The following is a 19,246-nucleotide window of genomic DNA, read 5'->3' as shown; positions in this document are numbered from 1 at the left end:
AGCGAGAAACCATAATTTATCGCAGGGTGATATTAACCTTTGTTTAACATTAGTCGTGACTATTTTTATCCCCAGATAATGATCTTGCTTTTTTATATTTTTGTATTAGCTACTGAAATGATAAAGCACCGAATGACAAAGGAAGACAAAAATGGATTGCTTTTATTTAATGATTTGATCTTTATAACAAAAAAAATCAAGGAGAGAATAACAGCAAATCTTGCGCAAGCCGCGTATTATCTTGCGTCAGCATACTTGTCTAAAACTAATACACAGGGTTATCCACAGGAATAGTGGATAACTCAGCAAACCCTATTGGGCATGGGAGGTTGCGGAGTCACCCTTGTTTATAAAATTCTCCAATAATAGGAAATTTTTATTCTATTTTAGAATTGGGTTACGCTATTTTTTGTTCAAAAATAGCGCAATCATTGTTGAAATAAGGTATTTTTTATATAGAGAAACTAAATTTAGCTCCCCTCTAGCCGAGGATTTTAACTAACGCAAAGTAAACAATTAGTTAACCAGTGCATCAATGTTTATATATTTCCCTATGTTATTATTATCAATTGACTCTCCCAGATGAGGAATAATCCCTAATAAAGGTGCAGGTATCATGCGTTCCAGCGTTTCCAAATACGCCGACTGGCGTTTACCTGCCGGTTCGATTTCATTAGCAACCCAACCTGCCAATTTCAGTCCTGAATGTTGAATTGCTTTTGCTGTCAGTACCGCATGGTTGATACAGCCTAACTTGATACCCACCGTCAAAATTATGGCTAAATCCTCCTGAATTACCCAATCAGCAAAGGTCGTATTTTCCGATAGTGGGGTATACCATCCCCCCGCCCCTTCAATTAAAACCCAGTCAGATTTTGCCGACAGTACTTCCAGACCTTTTGATAATATTGAAAAATCAATGAGTTGGTTTAATTCGGTGCTCACGATATGGGGAGATGTAGGCTCCACAAATACCAGAGGATTCACTTCCTGATAAGTTAATGGCACTACACTATTACGCTGTAAAGCCAGGGCATCACCATTACGTATCCCTTCAGTTGTTACTTCACTGCCCGATGCGACCGGTTTATAGCCTGCTGTTTGATATCCCTTTTTATTCGCCGCTTGCAGTAAAGCGCAACTGACCACTGTTTTACCTACCTCAGTATCAGTTCCGGTAAGAAAATATTTACTTGTCACAATGAATGACTCCAAAAGCAATTTGATAGCTTAATGGGTAGTTACCATTATTCCGTGGATACGCCTCATCAAGAGCATTTAGGCGTTTTCTGGTCATTAATCCCTGCTGACGTCCATGATGAAGATGCGTTGCACCGATTCCTTTTAAAGAGTTCAGTAAAGGCAGGAGCTGTGAATAATGCTGACGATATTGCCGTTGAATAACCTTATGTCGATACGGTTGACATGCTTGTGTAATGGTTTTCAATGGCAAAAATTGATTAGTGTGCCGATAATCGTCTACCCGCTCCCACGCTGTTTCCAGTTCATGCAGCGAACCTTGTACGAGCGTAGAAAATACGATAAGCCCACCGGGACAGGTAACACGATAAAGCTCCTGCAAGGCACATGACAAATCATTGCACCACTGTACTGCCAGATTGCTGAAACAAATTTCTACGCTGTTATCGGCCAATCCCAAATGCTCGATATCCCCTTGCAGGTAGTAATCAGCCACTTGCTGCCCACGAGCATAATTCAACATACCGGAGGCCAAATCCAACGCGATGACTTGTTTGCCTTCCTGTTTCCAACGGGCACTGAAAAAACCCGTTCCACAACCCGCATCCAATATCTTCATACCGGTATCTTCCACCTGCGCCAGCGCCATCAGGTATTCACCTGTTTGCTGTTGCAGTTTAGCCACCGTGTCATACTTGGAAGCTGCGCGCCCAAATGCACCGGCAATGGCGTGCTTATTAACGGATTTAACAGCCAGATCCATGCAATGCCTCTAGTAATACATCAATATCCTGTTGGGTATGACTTGCCGTCAGTGTAATACGCAGGCGGGCACTTTCCGGAGCAACAGTGGGAGGCAGTATCGCCGTAACCCACACATTTTTCTGCCTGAGCGAATGAGATAATTCGATACAGCGTTGGTTATCGCCTACAATTAGCGGCTGAATCGCTGTTTCTGAATCCATCAAAGCAAGAGGTAAGTGCCGGGCTTCATGGCGAAAGTATTGAATGTTGTTGCGCAACATTTGACGCAGTTCATTCCCGGCCCTGATTTGTTGCACCGTTTCAGAGAGAGCAACTGCCTGCGCCGGTGGCATTGAAGTACTGTAAATCAGGTGTCGAGCGTATTGGAGCAAGTACTCTGCGGTTTGCTCATCACACAAGATTGCAGCGCCGCTCAGCCCAAGTGCTTTGCCAAAGGTGACGACCAGAATTTCCGGTTTGACATTTTTCGCCCAGCAACTGCCGCGTCCTTCCTCTCCCTGAATACCAATACCGTGGGCATCATCCACCATCAGCCAACTCTTTGCAGAACTTGCTTGCTGAGCAATAGCTTCAAGCGGGGCGCAATCTCCATCCATGCTAAAAACGCCTTCCGTTACCACCAACGTTTTACCTGTGCACTTTTTTTCCAGATGCTGTTTCAACGAATTCACATCATTATGTAAAAAACGTCGTAGCTGTGCGGGCGAGTGCATAGCCGCTTCCATTAAAGAGGCATGGCTGAGGCGATCAGCAATAATGCGATCGTTTTTTTCCATCAAAGCCGCAATCACACCTTGGTTGGCGGCATAACCAGAAATAAACAACAAGGCGCGAGAGTAGCCCAACCATTCAGCTAATTGCTGTTCTAATGTGTAATGCGCTGTTGTGTAACCCGTAACATGCCCCGAGCCTCCACTGCCCACACCATATTGCTCTGCGCCTTTCTGCCATGCAGCAATAATCTGAGGATGCCGGCTCAATCCAAGATAATCGTTACTGGAGAAATTAAGATATTGACCATCTGGGGTGGATAAGAAGCGTCCGTCAGAACCCAGATGGACTTGTCTGCCACGCCATAAAGAGGTAGCCCGACGTTCGGCCAAACGTCGGGAGAGTGAATCTGACCAGTTCATCATATTGCCGCATTGTAAAATTGTTCGTTATCAGCACTATTAAAAATGGCTTCAGTCAAGTTTTGTTGCTGTTGATTGTCACCAAATGCCGTCTTTGTCTGTTGAGGGTTAATACCCAACCGGCGGAATAACTGGAGATCTTTATCTTCATCTGGATTTGGTGTGGTCAGCAATTTACAGCCGTAGAAAATGGAATTGGCCCCCGCCATAAAGCACATAGCCTGAGTTTGCTCGTTCATCTGTTCACGTCCTGCGGATAGACGGACATGCGATTTCGGCATCATAATTCGCGCTACAGCAATGGTGCGGACAAAATCAAAAGGATCGACATCTTCGTTGTTTTCCATTGGTGTTCCCTTCACTTTTACCAGCATATTGATTGGCACACTTTCTGGTGGCTTCGGTAAATTTGCCAATTGCACCAACAATGCTGCACGGTCGCGTATTTGTTCTCCCAAACCCACGATACCGCCTGAGCAGACTTTAATGCCTGCATCCCGGACATTATCCAATGTATCCAGTCTGTCCTGATAACTGCGGGTCGTGATGATATTGCCGTAAAATTCTGGTGAGGTGTCTAAGTTATGGTTGTAGTAATCCAGACCTGCCTCTGCCAAACGTTGTGCCTGAGAGTGATTCAGCATCCCCAAAGTCATGCAGGTTTCCATTCCCAATGCTTTGACTTCTCTGACCATTTTTTCCAGATACGGCATATCACGCTCATGCGGGTTCTTCCAGGCAGCCCCCATACAGAAGCGGCTGGAGCCGGCATTTTTAGCTTTATGCGCGGATTCAATGACTTTTTCCACTTCCATCAACCGCTCTTTTTCCAAGCCAGTTTTGTAACGGGAACTTTGTGGACAGTATTTGCAATCTTCAGGGCAGGCGCCGGTTTTTATTGACAGTAATGTACTGACTTGTACCTGCTGCGGATCAAAATGTTCACGGTGTATTTGCTGAGCCTGAAATAACAACTCAAAAAAAGGCTTATCAAACAAATCCTGTGCCTGCTTGATAGTCCATTGTTGACGCTCGCTCACAATCACATCTCCAATATGAAAAAATGTTGTCAGTTTAAATAACGCCGTTATCATGTCAACCAAAACTAACACTCACAGGTTTACAAGTAATTTGTTATGAACCCTTCAGATATTGAATTTGACCAGCGCCATATTTGGCATCCCTATACATCCATGACCCATCCACTTCCTACTTATCCTGTTATATCTGCGACAGGTGTGGAACTGGTTTTATCAGATGGGCGCAAGCTCATTGATGGTATGTCTTCATGGTGGGCTGCTATCCACGGCTATAATCATCCTGCACTGAATAAGGCCGCAAAATCGCAGATCGATAAAATGTCTCATGTTATGTTTGGCGGCATAACCCATCCCCCTGCAGTGGAACTGTGTAAGCAATTAGTAGCAATGACACCGGATTCTCTGGAGTGTGTTTTTCTGGCAGATTCGGGATCTGTCGCTGTCGAAGTTGCCCTAAAAATGGCCTTGCAATACTGGCAGGCCAAGGGAAAAATTCGCCAGCGCTTCCTGACACTGCGTCATGGTTATCATGGCGATACGTTTGGCGCCATGTCTGTCTGTGATCCCGATAATTCCATGCATAACCTGTATAAAGGTTATCTGCCAAACCATCTGTTTGCCGATGCGCCCCAATGTCAGTTTGGTGACGAATGGCAGCCGGAGGATATCGATTCTTTTAAACGATTATTGTTGCAATACCATGCTGAAATCGCCGCCGTGGTTCTGGAGCCAATTGTTCAGGGTGCTGGTGGGATGCGGATTTATCATCCGGAATATCTGCGCCAAGTTCGCCAGCTCTGTGATGAATATCAGATCCTGCTGATTGCAGATGAAATCGCGACTGGATTTGGACGAACAGGTAAATTATTTGCCTGTGAACAGGCTCAGATCGAGCCGGATATTTTATGCTTAGGCAAGGCATTAACGGGGGGATATATGACATTATCAGCAACACTGACAACTCGTCATGTCGCTGAAACTATTAGCCAAGGTGAAGCTGGCTGTTTTATGCATGGCCCAACTTTTATGGGAAATCCTCTGGCATGTGCTGTAGCCAGTGCCAATCTCAAATTACTCTCCGATAGCCCGTGGCAACAACATATTCAGTCCATTGAAGTTCAGCTAAAAGCGGAATTAATTCCGTTAAAATCACACAGTGCAGTCGAAGATGTGCGGATATTGGGTGCTATCGGCGTTGTTGAAATGAAACTCCCTGTTGATGTGGCTTCACTACAACGCCATTTTGTTCAACATGGTGTATGGATCAGGCCATTTGGACGGTTAATTTATTTAATGCCGCCTTATATTATTCAACCAGAACAATTATCAAGACTGACAAATGCGATCGCCAATTCGGTGAGTTAAAGATAATAACCAATATTGGCTGTAACAGTAGTTTATTGAATAACGAAATTATACCCAATAGATTTTGAGTTACATAACGGCGGTAGAAAACAAATCCTCAGAATCATAGAGAATTTATATGATTGTGGTGAGTGGATACCGCCAAATTAACCACATAGAAAACAATAATGTTTCGTAAACAAAAAATAATTGCGTTCTATTAGAACACTAAAAAGTTACTAAGATAAACTTGGTTGATAACCATTAATAATGAGCCAATAAGTACTTTATATCACTTCCCCAGGATTTTCATGATATATTCAAGGCAATAACTTTCTCCAGGAAATTATTCTACATAATACTTACTTAAGAAACAAAAATCGTTTAAAAGGAAAGAGGAATTAACCATGAATAAAGAAGAATTAGCTCTTCCTGACATGGAAGACATGCAAAAGGCATTTGAAGCATCTAAGAAAATATATAAAGATCAACAATCTCACTATGAAAGTGTTTCAAAAGAAAAACCTGAATTAGCACATCTATTTACTATACATCCCAAAATAATTTCGCTATGTGGTTATGGCAATGGGCTGTCAGAATATATTAGTGGTTATTTTAATATTAATACATATCGACAGTGCGGAAATTATCCGTTTATTCAATTATCTTCTTTTGCTACAATAGGGAATGCTCCCAACAATGGACAAAGAGTAAATTTCAACGGGTATATTCAGGGTGGATATGATATGCCTGAAGTTCATTTTGAAAATATTTTTCTTGGTGGAATCGTGCAAAACATTCAATCTATTATCAATGCCCCACTAAATTTTCAACTATTTATTAATCCAGAAAACGTTATTTTACGCCTTTTTGAGTGGAATGTTTATTTAGGTGATTTAGTTACTATATATCAACATAACTTCCAAGCGCCTATGCCCATTGAATTTTCAGGCACGGGTTCTTTTACTTTTGCGTAATATCAATTGGCCGCGCCAAAACAGCGCGGCTCAGTAATCCCTTTGATAATTTAATTCTCCTTTCTAATAAAAAATAAAAGTACGATACCACATCCTCAAAAAACACTCACTGACAAATATTAGTTACCAATTTCTGGCGTATCAGACCACCTAAAAATAAATTTTCTGATATATTCAATCTAGAAATTACATTCATTGAAATAAAACAGGAGCATATTATGAATAATGAAAATTTAATTAATCCTTCTAACGAAGAAATGCAGGCCATATTTGAACAATCTAAAAATAGCTATGAGAAAGAAATTTCACATTATGAAGCTCTGGTGAAAGAAAAGCCTGAGTTAGCCCATCTGTTTGCAGAGAATCTTAAGGAAGAGTCTTTAACCTCTCCTATACGATTACAGACAGAGTTTATTAGTGGGCTTTTTAATATTAATACCTACCATCAATATGGAAGTTATCCCTTTATCCAAGTATCATCTTATCCTGCTATAATTGGACAAGATCCTAATACAGGGAAAAGAGCGAATTTTAACGGCTATATTTATGGCGGATATAACACGCCACTGATAAACTTTAATAACATTCATCTAGGCGGGGTTGTAAAAAACACTCAATCTATTTTAAATGTACCACTCAATTTCCAACTTTATATTTATCCAAGAAGTATTGCCCTGCGTCTACTTAGCGGAAATATCTATTTAGGCGATTTGTACTCTATGGCTCAGAATCATATATTGATTACATACCCTATTGTCTTATCTGGGGTTGGAACTTTTAACTTAGCCTAATTTAAAACAGTATTTATTCGTTATTCTAAAATTAATACATTATTGGATGCCTGATAAATTTTAATTTGCATTTCTGTGGCAAAGGAATGTACCTCCAGCCACATAGTTCGCTATGTGGCTGGAGGTAGCCCATCACAACTTATATTCATAAACATTACAATGAAAGCATAAAATGGCATGTTTTTCATATTAACAGAAAATTGAACTTATCATGTGAATCCAAGCATGTTGAATATTCTTGACGGTAAAAGAGATAAAGGCAGAATTGGGTTTATCGCTAAAAAAATAAGTTAACTTATATTGGCCCTTTCAATCCAATAAGGTTTCCAAATGGATCTTTAACTTGGCACATCCCCAAACCGTTATCAATTTCCATTGGCCCACGGTAAAGTTGAGCACCCAAAGTCTGGAAATGTTGAATTGCTATTTTAAGACAAGGTACAGACCAATATAGAACGGTTCCCTGCTGCCCGGAACTCACTTTTTCGTCTGCTTGTACAATATCTATCGAGAAACCATCAATCTCCAATACAGTGAAATCAAATTCTATCAAATAAATAGCGCGAGCAGATGGAAAGGCGCGTTTATACCATTCCAATCCAGTTTTAACATCAGATACAGGGATAAGTAAAGTAGCAGGCTTCATCTTGATATCCTTTAAGACAAAAATCATAATCATAAAAAATTGCCGCGCCTGAGATAGCGCGGCTGAAATTTACAATGCTAATACCGTTACCCACATCGGGCCTTTGCCAACCGGATAACGCGCCAGTTGAGTGAGTTCTCCCGAATATTTGTCAATGCGTGATACTGAAATATGATCTGATTTTTGTCCCGATGCAATCAGGAAGTTACCACTGTGATCAATGGCAAAACCACGAGGCTGAGATTCTGTTGGATAATGTCCGGCTAATGTCAGGTGGTAGCCATCTTCTGATACGAGGAAGTGGCTAATCAAGCTTTCTGAACGTTCACTGGTATAGAGATGGCGGCCATCCGGTGTAATGTGAATATCAGCCGACCAGCAAACACTGGAAAAATCCGCTGGCAGTGAATTAACCGATTGCACAATGCGATATTTTTCCCATTTACGCAGAACATCAACGGTTGAATCCAATTCATTAATACAATAAATCGCCTGCTTTTTCGGATGGAAAGCCATATGACGCGGACCTGCCCCTGCTGCTGTGGTAATTTCATCAGCCCTGCTTTCTGTCAGGTAACCTTGCCCATCCAAATTGAAAATACGGATGTGATCTTCTTTCAGGCATGGAACCAGTAGTTGACGATTTTCCCGGTCAATATTGGCAGAATGTGGGGCTTGCAGACCTTCCACCACTTGAATCGGAGCCTTGACGATACCGTTTTCATCAATAGGATGAACACTTAAGCTATTGAAACTGTACGAAGCAGAAAATAAAAAACGCCCTGCTCTGTCGGTTGAGATATGCGTAGGACTACCCGGCAATGGGGCTATTGCCTGCTGTTCAAGGCACCCATCTTCCCCGATGGTATAAGTGACGATGCTGAATTGGGGGCGAATCCCCACATATAAATGTTTGCCATCAGGGTGAACTACCATCGGCTGAACTTCACCGGGTGCATTTACTGTCTGAATAAGCGAAAGTTCTCCTGCTACATTAAGCGACCATACGTGAATTTGCCGACTATTCGGGCTGGCTGTATAAACCACCTGTTTCATTTTTTCTCCTTAATGCTTCATTACCATTTCATTGATCTGTAATGACTCTTGAAAACTTTTGTCTGTTAAACTGCCCACATAACAGTTCAACTATTTTTAGCTACTGTATAATATTTGCTTATACCATAGACAACCAAGAGGCCAACTCATGTCATATCGCGTTATCGCGCTGGATCTAGATGGAACATTGCTCGATCCACAAAAACGTATTTTGCCAGAATCACTGGCCGCCCTGAATGAAGCCCGTCAATCTGGTATCAAAATTTTGATTGTTACTGGTCGCCATCATGTCGCCATCCACCCTTTCTATCAAGCGCTACAACTCGATACCCCTGCAATTTGCTGTAATGGGACTTATTCATACGACTACGCTGAAAAGAAAGTATTAGCTTCGAATCCCCTTTCTATTCAAGAAGCCAATCAAGCGCTTTCTTATCTGCAAGGCACGGAAATTGAGCATTTGATGTATGTTGATGATGCCATTTTATATCAATTTCCCCATACTGTAGCTCGAACCCTTGCATGGTCAGACTCTTTGCCTGAGCACCAACGTCCCAATCTCCGGCAAGCCAGTAGTTTTCAGGATGCAATTCAGGATGTTAATTTTATCTGGAAATTTGCCACCAACTCTTCAAATCTAGTGAAACTACGTGAGGTCAGCGAACAAATTGCAGAAAACGTGGGCCTTGAGTGCGAGTGGTCATGGTTTGACCAGGTTGATATTGCCAAAAAAGGTAACAGTAAAGGGATGCGTTTACAGCAATGGGTAGAATCCCAAGGCATGAGTATGAGAGATGTGGTTGCTTTCGGTGATAACTATAACGATCTTAGTATGCTGGAAACTGCCGGGCTTGGCGTTGCTATGGGGAATGGCGTTGATGCAGTCAAAGAGCGGGCAGATCTTGTCACGCAGGACAATACCCAACCCGGCATCGCTGAAGTTATTCGGAAATATGTGCTTTAATTGCCCTTAGCATCAATGGGAGCAATGGGAGCGAACCAGCCATGAATTGTATATTCCCGACTGCGCTCCCCGGATATTTTATAAGTGACGATTTAACGAAACACTCTTTATCTGCGCATACAGCCATTGCCCCGCGCGCAGGTTAAGCTCCTCCTGCGCCCAAGAGGTAATTCTCGCCCACAAGAAATGTTCACTCAACGCCAATTTGACATCAACCTGCCCGCCATCTTCAAAAAACTCGATGACTTTTACCTGCAAGATGTTACGAATGCTACTTGCTTTTGGCGGCTCCAAAACTAAAGAAATATCTGACGCATCAATGCGAATGCGTAAATCAGTCCCCGGAACTGCATCAATTTGTGGTAACCAAAGGGCTTTATCAGCCGCTGCCACGACAGTCATTTGATAACGCTGATGATGCTCCATCACAGACACTTTCAGTATGCTGCTCAGGCTCTCTTTTTGTAGCCACGGACGCAATGCACTACTCGACCAAACATCTTCTAATGTGCCCGTCGCCCTGACTTTTCCTTTATCCATGACAATCACGTTATCCGCCAAACGCAAAATTTCATCCAAACTATGGCTGACATAGAGGATCGGAATTCTGACATCTTCGGACAGTTTTTCGAGATAAGGTAATAATTCACGTTTACGGGGTAAATCCAGTGAAGCTAAAGGTTCATCCATGAGCAAGATTTCAGGGGCAGTCAGCAATGCACGGCCAATCGCTACTCGCTGTTTTTCTCCGCCAGATAACGTGGCAGGAAAACGTGACAGCAAGTGCTCAATACCTAATAAACCAATGATGCTGTCAAACTGCGGTTTCATTTCCGGTGCCATGCCGTATTGTAAGTTGCCTTTCACCCGATAGTGAGGGAACAGACGTGCATCCTGAAAAACATACCCAATCCGGCGCTTTTCTGCTGGCAGACAGATATTTTGCTCCGTATCCACTAACGTTCGACCATTTAAGACAATTCGGCCTTTTTGTGGCTGGGTCAATCCTGCAATGACATTAATTAATGAGGTTTTTCCCGCTCCCGAAAGGCCGAATATGGCAGTGATGCTTTCAGTCGGCAAAGTGGTATCAACCTGCATGTGCAACTCACCCAAATGCTGCTCAAAATCCAGTTCTAACATGCAGCCCCCAGACGTTTTCTACCCCAACGGGTCAGCCACTCGGAAAGCATCAATGAAACCAGAGCCAATACAATGGCTACTACACATAAACGTGCTGCTGCTGTTTCAGCACCGGGCGTTTCTATCAATGTATACATGGCAAGAGGAATGGTTCGGGTTTCTCCCGGTATATTCGAAACAAAAGTGATGGTTGCACCAAATTCTCCCAACGAACGGGCAAATGCCAACACCGCACCAACAATGATGCCCGGTAATGACAACGGCAAGGTAATGGTGAAAAAAACTTTAAGTGGACTCGCCCCCAATGTCCGTGCAGCTTGCTCCAGACGCCTGTCTATATTCTCCAGCGACAACCGAATGGCCCTGACCATCAGCGGAAAGGCCACCACAGCCGAAGCCAGTGCCGCTCCCGTCCAGTTAAATGCAAAACTGACGCCAAACCAATCATAAAGGAATTCACCAATCACTCCACGACGTCCCATGCTGATGAGCAGCAGGTATCCCACCACCACTGGCGGTAATACCAGTGGCAGATGGATAATGCTGTCAAGCAGGGACTTACCAAAAAACTGACAACGAGCCAACATCCATGCCATTAAGATCCCGAATGGCAAACTGAATAACACGGCAATACCTGAGATTTTTAAGCTCAGTAAAATAGCCTGCCATTCATATTCACTTAACATCTCCAAAAGATCAGTTCCTACAGTGGACTAAAGCCATAACGTTTAAAAATTTCAGCGGCTTCAGGGGTTTTAAGGTAGTCATAAAAATCACGCACTGCCTGTTTTTCATGACCTTTGATTATCACAATCGGGTATTCCACCGGCTTGTGGCTTTCTGGTGGAAATACGCCCACAACTTTCACTTTTTTGCTGGCAACCGCGTCAGATCCGTAGACAATGCCCAGTGGCACTTCTGCCCGCTCCACCAGCGCCATGCCACTACGTACGTTGTTGGTACGGGCCATCAGTGGGTTCACCATATCCCATGCTTTCAGATATTGCAGTGATTCCTTGGCATATATACCAACAGGCACATGATCAGGATCACCGACTGCTAAGCGACCATCTGCCAGCAAGGATTTCCATTTTGTTTCCTTATTAATATCGATTTTTTCCAGCTTACTCTCTTTAGGAGCAATCAGGACAAGCTGATTACCCAACAAAGTATGCCGGGTATTCTCAGCAATTAATTGTTTATCAGAGACGTAATTCATCCATTGTTGATCGGCAGAAATAAAGATATCAGCAGGCGCTCCCTGTTCTATCTGACGTGCCAATGTTGAAGATGAAGCGTAGGAAGCAACAATATCTCCTTGTTTTTCTTTCTTATATTGCGCAGCAATATCGTCAAGTGCATTAGTCAATGAAGCGGCAGCAAAAACTGTCACTTTATCTGTTGCCCAAACGTTTCCAACCAGTACAAAAGAAACTACGGCACCAGTCAGTAGCTGATAAACTTTCTTTTTCATTTTATATTCACCTAAAGAATCAATGTGGTGCGTCGTATATAGCAAGATATAACGTTAAATGAAAATGCTATTCAGACATTAATCGGCAAGTTGTGAGCCAGTTTTAGCTTTTGCATTAATTCAATGCAAAAATTGCAGTATCATAATGGCTAACGCGTGCCGCAACAGTGTGAACGGCTACTGACGATTGCTGGCTTAGGCAGGATGTTTGATGCTCTGGATGCCGGCATTCCTGGATCGCTGATGGTAGGCTATCTGGTGGCTGTGGCGGCGGTGATTGGGTTGGGGAAAGAAACGCGTCAAATGGATCTTATGCCGTAATTAAAAAAACAAACCCTGTTATTTCAAACGGGGTTTGTAGCGGCCTGAACCCGGAGTTACTGTTCAATACCTTTCGTTTGGCTTTTGGAAATGAGGTTAAACAATTCCCCCAGCCCATAGATCAATCCCATAATTACTACCATCACAACAGGGATCATGACCAGTGCGAGTCCCATACTTTTAATCAATTCAAGCATACAAACCTCATATCATAAATGACCACTATCCAGTCATTCTAGACAATAAAAAAGTAACAGTAACCGACGAAACGTGCGATTCTTATAGTTATCCTATAAAAACTCTCAAATATTTGCCCGAAATGGATCACTATGCAAGCCGAAATATTGTTAACACTGAAATTGCAGCAACGCCTATTTGCTGATCCACGGCGAATCGAGCTGCTTAAACAGATTAAAATCACCGGTTCTATCAGTCAGGGCGCAAAGCAAGCAGGGATAAGTTATAAAAGCGCTTGGGATGCCATCAATGAAATGAATCAACTCGCAGATGAAGTATTGGTAGAACGCGCCACGGGCGGGAAAGGGGGGGGTGGAGCCTTACTTACACACTATGGCGAACGTCTGTTACAACTTTATGATCTGCTGGCAAAAATTCAGCAAAAGGCTTTTGATGCCCTTAAAGAGGACTCACTGCCCCTAGATAGTCTGCTTGCCGCCATTTCTCGATTTTCATTACAAACCAGTGCCCGAAACCAATTTTTTGGCAAAATTCTTGAGCGTAACCATGAAAATATCCAACAACACGTTCGAGTCCTGCTGGCAGATGGAAAAACATCAATCTATACTGCCTTAACGGAACAGAGTGCAAATCGATTAAATTTAGTGACAGGAAAAGAAGTTCTGGTGTTGATTAAAGCTCCGTGGATAACCTTAACTAAAGAGCCTCTTTCCTCCGTTTCATACGATAATGCCCTGCCCAGCCAAATCAGCCACATTGAAACAGGAACAGAACACAGTGAAGTGATTCTGGCGCTCAATGGCGGTGAATCTCTTTGTGTTACATTGCCCAATCAGGAAATGGAACGCCTGAAACTCCAACCAAATGATCTTGTCACCGCACTTTTCAATGCTGATCAAGTGATTATTGCCACTCTGTGCTGACTACTTGTTCATCCTTTATATCCCCTGATAAACCGCCTGTCAGGGGAATTTCAGTTCTTTTTCTCTTTCAGCAAGACAGTATTCGACGGAACCTCACCATAGATTTCAAAAATCATTACCCCTTAACTATTGACAGACAACTACACATTGACATTGACCATCATTACGCTTATTTCTGATTATTCTTTAGTTGATGTTGCTTAAATAAGGAAGAAGAATGTCTGAATTGCAAATAACGCAAGGTAGTTTCCGTTTAAGTGACACCCGTACTCTGCGGCTACCGTCACTGAAAATTATTTCTGGGGAAAATTGGGCCTTTGTTGGCGCAAATGGCAGTGGAAAATCTTCATTGGCTCGGGCTCTGTCAGATGAATTAATTCAACTGACAGGTGAACGTTATTGCTCATTTCATACACCAATACGCCTCTCTTTCGAACAATTGCAAAAACTCATCGACGAAGAGTGGCAGCGAAACAATACTGATTTACTCAGTGAAGACGAGGAAGATACTGGGCGCACTGCCGCAGACATCATTCAGCTTTATCATAAAGACAATGAGTTATGCCTTGAATTGTCCAACTATTTCGGCATTAAAGATCTGCTCTCGCGACGTTTCAAATACCTCTCAACTGGGGAAGTCCGTAAGGTTTTGCTTTGTCAGGCATTGATGGCTGATCCTGATTTATTGATCCTTGATGAGCCCTTTGACGGGTTGGATGCTTATGCACGAGGCCAGCTTTCCCAATTATTGGAATCGCTGGCAGCAAAAGGCATTACTTTAGTTTTGATCTTGACCCGATTCCATGAACTTCCTGATTTTGTCGAACAAATCGGTGTATTGGCAGACTGCCATCTGACTTTAGCCGGAGAAAAACAAAGTATTTTGGCAGAATCGCTCATAGCCCAATTAGCTCACAGTGAAGGGCTGAACAACATCCATCTTCCCGAAACAGATGAATACCGTGCGGATGAACAACTTCCCACCGATCAACCATTAGTTTCAATGCGTAATGTTATTGTCCAGTATAATGACAAACCTATTTTGCACGGCCTGAACTGGCAAGTGAATCCTAATGAACACTGGCAGGTCATTGGTGAAAATGGTGCCGGCAAATCGACCCTACTCAGTTTGATTACAGGTGATCACCCTCAAGGTTATAGTAATGAGTTAATACTATTTGGCCGGCAACGAGGAAGTGGTGAAACTATTTGGGACATTAAACGCCACATTGGTTATGTCAGTAACAGTATCCATTTAGAGTACCGCGTCAGTATCAGTGTCAGAAATGTCATCCTTTCTGGTTTTTTTGACTCGATAGGGCTGTATCAAGCCGTTTCAGATCGGCAACAACAACTGGCTGATGAGTGGCTGAATTTACTGGGATTATCTGGGGAAACAGCAACCAGCCCATTCCACAGCCTGTCATGGGGGCAACAGCGGCTCGTTTTAATTGCCCGCGCTTTAGTGAAACACCCTGTCTTACTGATTCTGGATGAGCCATTACAAGGGCTTGATCCCCTAAACCGTCAACTGGTTTTGCGTTTCATTGATATCATTATCGCCAATGGAGATACGCAACTTCTGTTTGTTTCTCATCATCAGGAAGATGCGCCAGAATGTATTACTCATCGCCTAAGGTTTATTCCTGATGGTGATGTTTACCGATATGAAACCGACAATATTTTCCAAGAAACTCTGTAGTCCCTTTCTTTTCTTATACCGTGAGCCTTCTCTGTGAGAGAAGGTTCCGCTGTTCTCCCGCCAACCAGTGATTTTGTAAAATCAAATACTATTTTTTGATATTTTTATTATTATTTTTGAATTTTTTAACGATTGCTATAAAATCACCGCCTATTTTTAGACTATTTCGTTGTTTTTTCCAAAGATAATAGGGAATTATATGGCTTGGGCATTACTTGCCGTTTCATTGGCGCTTTTGGATAGTCGCCAGAAGATTGCTTTTTTCATCGCGTTCTTGGCTATCATTGCTGGAATCAGCACTAATGTGCTTACCTACCCCGCCGTAATCACACTAACAGTGATTACCATCTTGGGTGTAGCACACATTTACTGCAAAAAACATTTTGTTCTTAGCACTGTTATAGAGGTGGTATTAGTCATCTCTGGTATTTTGCTGTTTATACATTACCTTCCGGGTTTCCATAACCTCAAGTATCTGGACAAGGTACAGGCAGGCCCGTTAAGTGCACCTTTCTCAATGTATTTCAACTTTGACAAGGCACTGCTGCCATTCATCTTATTATTCTGCCTGCCCACTTTATTTACCCGGAAACCTGTGGTTAATGCACCCTCACATGGATGGGCGCTATTAATTGCAGCTATTCCGGCATTATTGTGGCTTGCAACCTTGTTAGGTGGGTTGTCCGTTGAACTCCATCTACCCAGCTGGTTTCCTGCTTTTGTTGTTGCTAACCTTCTCTTTGTTTCTCTTGCTGAAGAAGCGCTGTTCCGGGGCTATATTCAACAAAAGCTGAGCCAGTGGATGAGTCCTTACTTAGCGCTGATTATCACCTCCCTGCTTTTTGGTGCAGCTCATTTTGCGGGTGGCAGCTTGATGATGATTTTCGCGACATTGGCTGGTTTAATTTATGGCGTAGCATGGATGTGGAGTGGTCGTTTATGGGTAGCTGTTGCTTTCCATTTTTCACTCAATCTGATACACCTGTTGCTTTTCACCTATCCGATAAAATCAGTGATCATGCACTAAGCTGAATTTTACTTGATCAGAATTGTCATCCCCCATTACAGGGATACAATTCTGATCAAAACAATTTGGCTCAAAGCAACTCAGATAAAACATTCTTTTCCTCTCCTCATCAAATAAGTCTCTGCCGTTACTGTCACCAAATATGATTTAAAACAGGAGTTACGAGACTATTGTTTGCCGTTTTGGTCTTTCGCGCCATATAATGCCCGCAGCGATCATTTCATTTCGTATTAAAAAGTACTGATAGGAGTTTAAGCTATGGCTGTAACTAAACTGGTTCTTGTAAGGCACGGAGAGAGCGAGTGGAACAAAGAGAACCGTTTTACTGGCTGGACTGACGTTGAATTGTCTGACAAAGGCCGCTCTGAAGCACAACAGGCAGGGCAATTGTTGAAACAAGAAGGTTTCGCTTTTGATTTCGCCTACACTTCTGTTTTAAAACGTGCCATTCACACTCTGTGGAATATTTTGGACCAAGTCGATCAGCAATGGCTGCCAGTTGAAAAAAGCTGGAAACTGAATGAACGTCACTATGGCGCATTGCAAGGTCTGGATAAAGCAGAAACGGCTGCTAAGTATGGTGATGATCAAGTTAAATTGTGGCGTCGTGGCTTTGCTATCACTCCTCCTGATTTGACCAAAGATGACGAACGTTACCCTGGCCATGATCCCCGCTATGCAAATTTAAAACCAGAAGAACTCCCAGTTACAGAAAGCCTGGCAACCACCATTGAGCGTGTTGTTCCTTATTGGGAAGAAGTGATTAAGCCTCGCGTAGAGAAAGGTGAAAAAGTCATCATTGCTGCTCACGGCAACTCTTTGCGTGCTCTGGTGAAATACCTTGATAATATGGGCGAAGAAGAAATTCTTGAGCTGAATATTCCAACTGCTGTGCCACTGGTTTATGAATTTGATGAAAACATGAAACCTATTAAGCGCTATTATCTGGGCAATGCTGACGAAATCGCAGCAAAAGCTGCTGCTGTAGCCAACCAAGGTAAAGCGAAGTAATCTTCTAAGATTCAAGCAAAGACAGCATTAAGCAAACAGTGTTTAAAAATAGTGTTAAAAAAATTAGCAGAAAGCCGGAATAATCTCCGGCTTTTTTTATGATTTTTTTCGTGATGAATTAGCTTCTGCGGCTCTGAATAGCCTGAGATAGCTGGCGAAGTAACGTTTCCGTATCTTCCCAACCAATACATGCATCTGTCACACTTTGGCCATAAACCAAAGGCTCGCCACTATCCAAATTTTGGTTCCCTTCGACCAGATGACTTTCAACCATCACACCAATAATCGCATTTTCGCCATCTGCGATTTGACCACACACATCGGCCCCCACATCCATTTGTCTCTTGAACTGCTTGGCGCTATTTGCATGGCTGAAATCAATCATCACACGAGGAGGCAACCCTGCTTTCACCAATCCTTCCTTAACAGCACTGACATGTTTGGCACTGTAATTCGGCTCTTTACCGCCGCGGAGAATAATATGGCAATCGTGGTTACCTGTTGTATTGACAATCGCAGAGTGGCCCCATTTCGTGACAGATAAGAAACAATGCGATGAGCTGGCGGAATTAATGGCATCAATAGCGACTTTAATTGTACCATCCGTGCCATTTTTAAAACCGACCGGACAAGAAAGCCCAGATGCCAGCTCTCGATGAACCTGAGATTCTGTTGTACGTGCACCTATCGCGCCCCAGCTCATGAGATCTGCCAGATACTGAGGTGTAATCATATCAAGAAATTCACCCGCCGCTGGCAGCCCCATATCATTAATGCTGAGCAGCAGCTTACGGGCCATACGTAATCCATCATTAATATCAAAGCTACAATCCATGTTCGGATCATTAATCAATCCTTTCCAGCCGATGGTTGTACGGGGTTTTTCAAAGTAAACCCGCATAACGATTTCCAAATCAGCTTTAAGCTCTTCACGCAATTTATTCAAGCGACTTGCATATTCTAAAGCCGCTTGTGGATCATGAATTGAACATGGGCCAATCACTACCAATAGACGATCATCTTTACCAATTAAAATGTTATGAATAGATTCACGTGCTTTACGAACAGTAACAGCACTATCTTCTGTCGCAGGAAATTTTTCGAGTAATGCAACTGGTGGTAGTAATTCCGTTATTTTTCTTATTCTTATATCGTCATTCTGGTAGTTCATTGTCCTTTCACCTAATGTGTTTACAGTTATCTGAAATAATTTTGTGATCTCAATCTAACTGTTAGGCGTGGTGCTGTAAATAATCTTTGTGAGTAAAAAGAGGATACTGTTTCTGTAGAAACAGTCAGTTAATGTAAAAATAATGTTAACTCAGATAATTGAACTAATCAGGAGGGAATAATTTATGGTAAAAAACCAAATAATAGGCCATAGGCAGATTGATTATCTATGACCTGTTATTAGTGCTAATTTAACGCGATGCTCGACTTTAACATCCTATGACGTTGGCTTGTTGAAGCCAGTCGCGTTGACTTTTACCTTGTTTAAAATTGGCAAAAATGCCCAACGTATGAGAAAGCA

The 19,246-nt window shown here is 42.6% G+C and carries 20 protein-coding genes; 9 read left to right on the top strand and 11 right to left on the bottom strand.

Annotated elements, in window-relative coordinates; genetic code table 11:
- Positions 1–516 precede the first annotated feature (516 nt).
- The 4 genes from bioD to bioB are packed head-to-tail and all read right to left on the bottom strand — an operon-like array spanning position 517 to position 4,138.
- Positions 517–1,200 (bottom strand): dethiobiotin synthase, encoded by a 684-nt coding sequence (gene bioD / locus AAC854_RS08590; RefSeq protein ID WP_340616727.1) that lies wholly within the window; start codon positions 1,198–1,200, stop codon positions 517–519.
- Positions 1,190–1,963 carry a malonyl-ACP O-methyltransferase BioC gene (gene bioC / locus AAC854_RS08585; RefSeq protein WP_340616726.1) on the bottom strand — a complete coding sequence of 258 codons (774 nt, stop codon included), beginning with the start codon at positions 1,961–1,963 and terminating at the stop codon, positions 1,190–1,192. Before bioC ends, bioD begins: the two co-directional genes overlap by 11 nt.
- Positions 1,947–3,098 carry an 8-amino-7-oxononanoate synthase gene (gene bioF, locus AAC854_RS08580; RefSeq protein WP_340616750.1) on the bottom strand — a complete coding sequence of 384 codons (1,152 nt, stop codon included), beginning with the start codon at positions 3,096–3,098 and terminating at the stop codon, positions 1,947–1,949. Before bioF ends, bioC begins: the two co-directional genes overlap by 17 nt.
- Positions 3,098–4,138: a biotin synthase BioB gene (gene bioB / locus AAC854_RS08575; RefSeq protein WP_340616725.1), complete on the bottom strand. Its 1,041-nt coding sequence runs from the start codon at positions 4,136–4,138 to the stop codon at positions 3,098–3,100. The genes bioF and bioB overlap by 1 nt, the downstream gene beginning before the upstream one ends.
- A gap of 96 nt (positions 4,139–4,234) precedes the next feature.
- Here bioB and bioA point away from each other — a divergent pair, with 96 nt between their 5' ends.
- The 3 genes from bioA to AAC854_RS08560 all read left to right on the top strand — a co-directional run bounded on the left by bioA (position 4,235) and on the right by AAC854_RS08560 (position 7,250).
- Entirely contained in the window at positions 4,235–5,503 is a 1,269-nt protein-coding gene (gene bioA, locus AAC854_RS08570) for an adenosylmethionine--8-amino-7-oxononanoate transaminase (protein WP_340616724.1), read from the top strand.
- Positions 5,504–5,889: 386 nt separating this feature from the next.
- Entirely contained in the window at positions 5,890–6,459 is a 570-nt protein-coding gene (locus tag AAC854_RS08565) for a hypothetical protein (protein ID WP_340616723.1), read from the top strand.
- A 218-nt stretch (positions 6,460–6,677) separates the two neighbouring features.
- Positions 6,678–7,250 carry a hypothetical protein gene (locus AAC854_RS08560; RefSeq protein WP_340616722.1) on the top strand — a complete coding sequence of 191 codons (573 nt, stop codon included), beginning with the start codon at positions 6,678–6,680 and terminating at the stop codon, positions 7,248–7,250.
- A gap of 295 nt (positions 7,251–7,545) precedes the next feature.
- Here the strand turns inward: AAC854_RS08560 and AAC854_RS08555 are convergent, their stop codons facing one another.
- Positions 7,546–7,929, bottom strand: coding sequence for a VOC family protein (locus AAC854_RS08555; RefSeq protein WP_340616721.1), 384 nt, complete (start codon positions 7,927–7,929; stop codon positions 7,546–7,548).
- A 36-nt stretch (positions 7,930–7,965) separates the two neighbouring features.
- The gene (gene pgl, locus AAC854_RS08550) at positions 7,966–8,952 is read right to left on the bottom strand and encodes a 6-phosphogluconolactonase (RefSeq protein WP_340616720.1); all 987 of its coding nucleotides are present in this window, start codon (positions 8,950–8,952) and stop codon (positions 7,966–7,968) included.
- Positions 8,953–9,100: 148 nt separating this feature from the next.
- On the opposite strand from pgl, the gene AAC854_RS08545 reads away from it, so the two are divergent.
- Positions 9,101–9,916 (top strand): pyridoxal phosphatase, encoded by an 816-nt coding sequence (locus AAC854_RS08545; protein ID WP_340616719.1) that lies wholly within the window; start codon positions 9,101–9,103, stop codon positions 9,914–9,916.
- A 78-nt stretch (positions 9,917–9,994) separates the two neighbouring features.
- On the opposite strand, the gene modC is transcribed toward AAC854_RS08545, so the two are convergent.
- From modC to modA, 3 genes are read right to left on the bottom strand one after another with little or no spacing between them, the layout of a single operon-like run.
- Entirely contained in the window at positions 9,995–11,059 is a 1,065-nt protein-coding gene (gene modC / locus AAC854_RS08540; protein ID WP_340616718.1) for a molybdenum ABC transporter ATP-binding protein ModC, read from the bottom strand.
- Positions 11,053–11,745: a molybdate ABC transporter permease subunit gene (gene modB, locus AAC854_RS08535; RefSeq protein WP_340616717.1), complete on the bottom strand. Its 693-nt coding sequence runs from the start codon at positions 11,743–11,745 to the stop codon at positions 11,053–11,055. Before modB ends, modC begins: the two co-directional genes overlap by 7 nt.
- A gap of 17 nt (positions 11,746–11,762) precedes the next feature.
- On the bottom strand, positions 11,763–12,533 hold the full coding sequence (modA, locus tag AAC854_RS08530) for a molybdate ABC transporter substrate-binding protein (RefSeq protein WP_340616716.1): 771 nt from the start codon (positions 12,531–12,533) through the stop codon (positions 11,763–11,765).
- Positions 12,534–12,689: 156 nt separating this feature from the next.
- On the opposite strand from modA, the gene AAC854_RS08525 reads away from it, so the two are divergent.
- A complete protein-coding gene (locus AAC854_RS08525; protein ID WP_340616715.1) occupies positions 12,690–12,854 on the top strand; it encodes a hypothetical protein in 165 nt (54 codons plus the stop codon).
- A 56-nt stretch (positions 12,855–12,910) separates the two neighbouring features.
- Here the strand turns inward: AAC854_RS08525 and AAC854_RS08520 are convergent, their stop codons facing one another.
- A complete protein-coding gene (locus AAC854_RS08520) occupies positions 12,911–13,051 on the bottom strand; it encodes an AcrZ family multidrug efflux pump-associated protein (RefSeq protein WP_340616714.1) in 141 nt (46 codons plus the stop codon).
- Between the two features lie 132 nt (positions 13,052–13,183).
- On the opposite strand from AAC854_RS08520, the gene modE reads away from it, so the two are divergent.
- From modE to gpmA, 4 genes are all read left to right on the top strand, one after another.
- Positions 13,184–13,975, top strand: coding sequence for a molybdenum-dependent transcriptional regulator (modE, locus tag AAC854_RS08515; RefSeq protein WP_340616713.1), 792 nt, complete (start codon positions 13,184–13,186; stop codon positions 13,973–13,975).
- A gap of 217 nt (positions 13,976–14,192) precedes the next feature.
- Positions 14,193–15,677: a molybdate ABC transporter ATP-binding protein ModF gene (gene modF, locus AAC854_RS08510; RefSeq protein WP_340616712.1), complete on the top strand. Its 1,485-nt coding sequence runs from the start codon at positions 14,193–14,195 to the stop codon at positions 15,675–15,677.
- A 199-nt stretch (positions 15,678–15,876) separates the two neighbouring features.
- Complete coding sequence (locus AAC854_RS08505) at positions 15,877–16,704, top strand: CPBP family intramembrane glutamic endopeptidase (protein WP_340616710.1); 828 nt, start codon at positions 15,877–15,879, stop codon at positions 16,702–16,704.
- A gap of 258 nt (positions 16,705–16,962) precedes the next feature.
- Positions 16,963–17,715 carry a 2,3-diphosphoglycerate-dependent phosphoglycerate mutase gene (gpmA, locus tag AAC854_RS08500; RefSeq protein ID WP_340616709.1) on the top strand — a complete coding sequence of 251 codons (753 nt, stop codon included), beginning with the start codon at positions 16,963–16,965 and terminating at the stop codon, positions 17,713–17,715.
- A 118-nt stretch (positions 17,716–17,833) separates the two neighbouring features.
- Here gpmA and aroG read toward each other — a convergent pair whose 3' ends face one another.
- The gene (aroG, locus tag AAC854_RS08495) at positions 17,834–18,886 is read right to left on the bottom strand and encodes a 3-deoxy-7-phosphoheptulonate synthase AroG (protein ID WP_340616708.1); all 1,053 of its coding nucleotides are present in this window, start codon (positions 18,884–18,886) and stop codon (positions 17,834–17,836) included.
- Between the last annotated feature and the right edge of the window lie 360 nt (positions 18,887–19,246).

The organism is Xenorhabdus entomophaga (assembly GCF_037996725.1).
Taxonomy (GTDB): Bacteria; Pseudomonadota; Gammaproteobacteria; order Enterobacterales; family Enterobacteriaceae; genus Xenorhabdus; species Xenorhabdus khoisanae.
The sequence above is the reverse complement of the archived record's forward strand: the minus strand, read 5'-3'. Positions and strand labels throughout refer to the sequence as shown.

Excerpts from the sequence above, each read along its gene's own strand:
- AAC854_RS08555 (WP_340616721.1), bottom strand. The coding sequence starts at position 7,929 with ATGATTATGATTTTTGTCTTAAAGGATATCAAGATGAAGCCTGCTACT.
- AAC854_RS08545 (WP_340616719.1), top strand. The coding sequence starts at position 9,101 with ATGTCATATCGCGTTATCGCGCTGGATCTAGATGGAACATTGCTCGAT.
- pgl (WP_340616720.1), bottom strand. The coding sequence starts at position 8,952 with ATGAAACAGGTGGTTTATACAGCCAGCCCGAATAGTCGGCAAATTCAC.
- bioC (WP_340616726.1), bottom strand. The coding sequence starts at position 1,963 with ATGGATCTGGCTGTTAAATCCGTTAATAAGCACGCCATTGCCGGTGCA.
- bioF (WP_340616750.1), bottom strand. The coding sequence starts at position 3,098 with ATGAACTGGTCAGATTCACTCTCCCGACGTTTGGCCGAACGTCGGGCT.
- AAC854_RS08560 (WP_340616722.1), top strand. The coding sequence starts at position 6,678 with ATGAATAATGAAAATTTAATTAATCCTTCTAACGAAGAAATGCAGGCC.
- AAC854_RS08520 (WP_340616714.1), bottom strand. The coding sequence starts at position 13,051 with ATGCTTGAATTGATTAAAAGTATGGGACTCGCACTGGTCATGATCCCT.
- aroG (WP_340616708.1), bottom strand. The coding sequence starts at position 18,886 with ATGAACTACCAGAATGACGATATAAGAATAAGAAAAATAACGGAATTA.
- gpmA (WP_340616709.1), top strand. The coding sequence starts at position 16,963 with ATGGCTGTAACTAAACTGGTTCTTGTAAGGCACGGAGAGAGCGAGTGG.
- modC (WP_340616718.1), bottom strand. The coding sequence starts at position 11,059 with ATGTTAGAACTGGATTTTGAGCAGCATTTGGGTGAGTTGCACATGCAG.
- modF (WP_340616712.1), top strand. The coding sequence starts at position 14,193 with ATGTCTGAATTGCAAATAACGCAAGGTAGTTTCCGTTTAAGTGACACC.
- bioA (WP_340616724.1), top strand. The coding sequence starts at position 4,235 with ATGAACCCTTCAGATATTGAATTTGACCAGCGCCATATTTGGCATCCC.
- modB (WP_340616717.1), bottom strand. The coding sequence starts at position 11,745 with ATGTTAAGTGAATATGAATGGCAGGCTATTTTACTGAGCTTAAAAATC.
- modA (WP_340616716.1), bottom strand. The coding sequence starts at position 12,533 with ATGAAAAAGAAAGTTTATCAGCTACTGACTGGTGCCGTAGTTTCTTTT.
- modE (WP_340616713.1), top strand. The coding sequence starts at position 13,184 with ATGCAAGCCGAAATATTGTTAACACTGAAATTGCAGCAACGCCTATTT.
- AAC854_RS08505 (WP_340616710.1), top strand. The coding sequence starts at position 15,877 with ATGGCTTGGGCATTACTTGCCGTTTCATTGGCGCTTTTGGATAGTCGC.
- AAC854_RS08565 (WP_340616723.1), top strand. The coding sequence starts at position 5,890 with ATGAATAAAGAAGAATTAGCTCTTCCTGACATGGAAGACATGCAAAAG.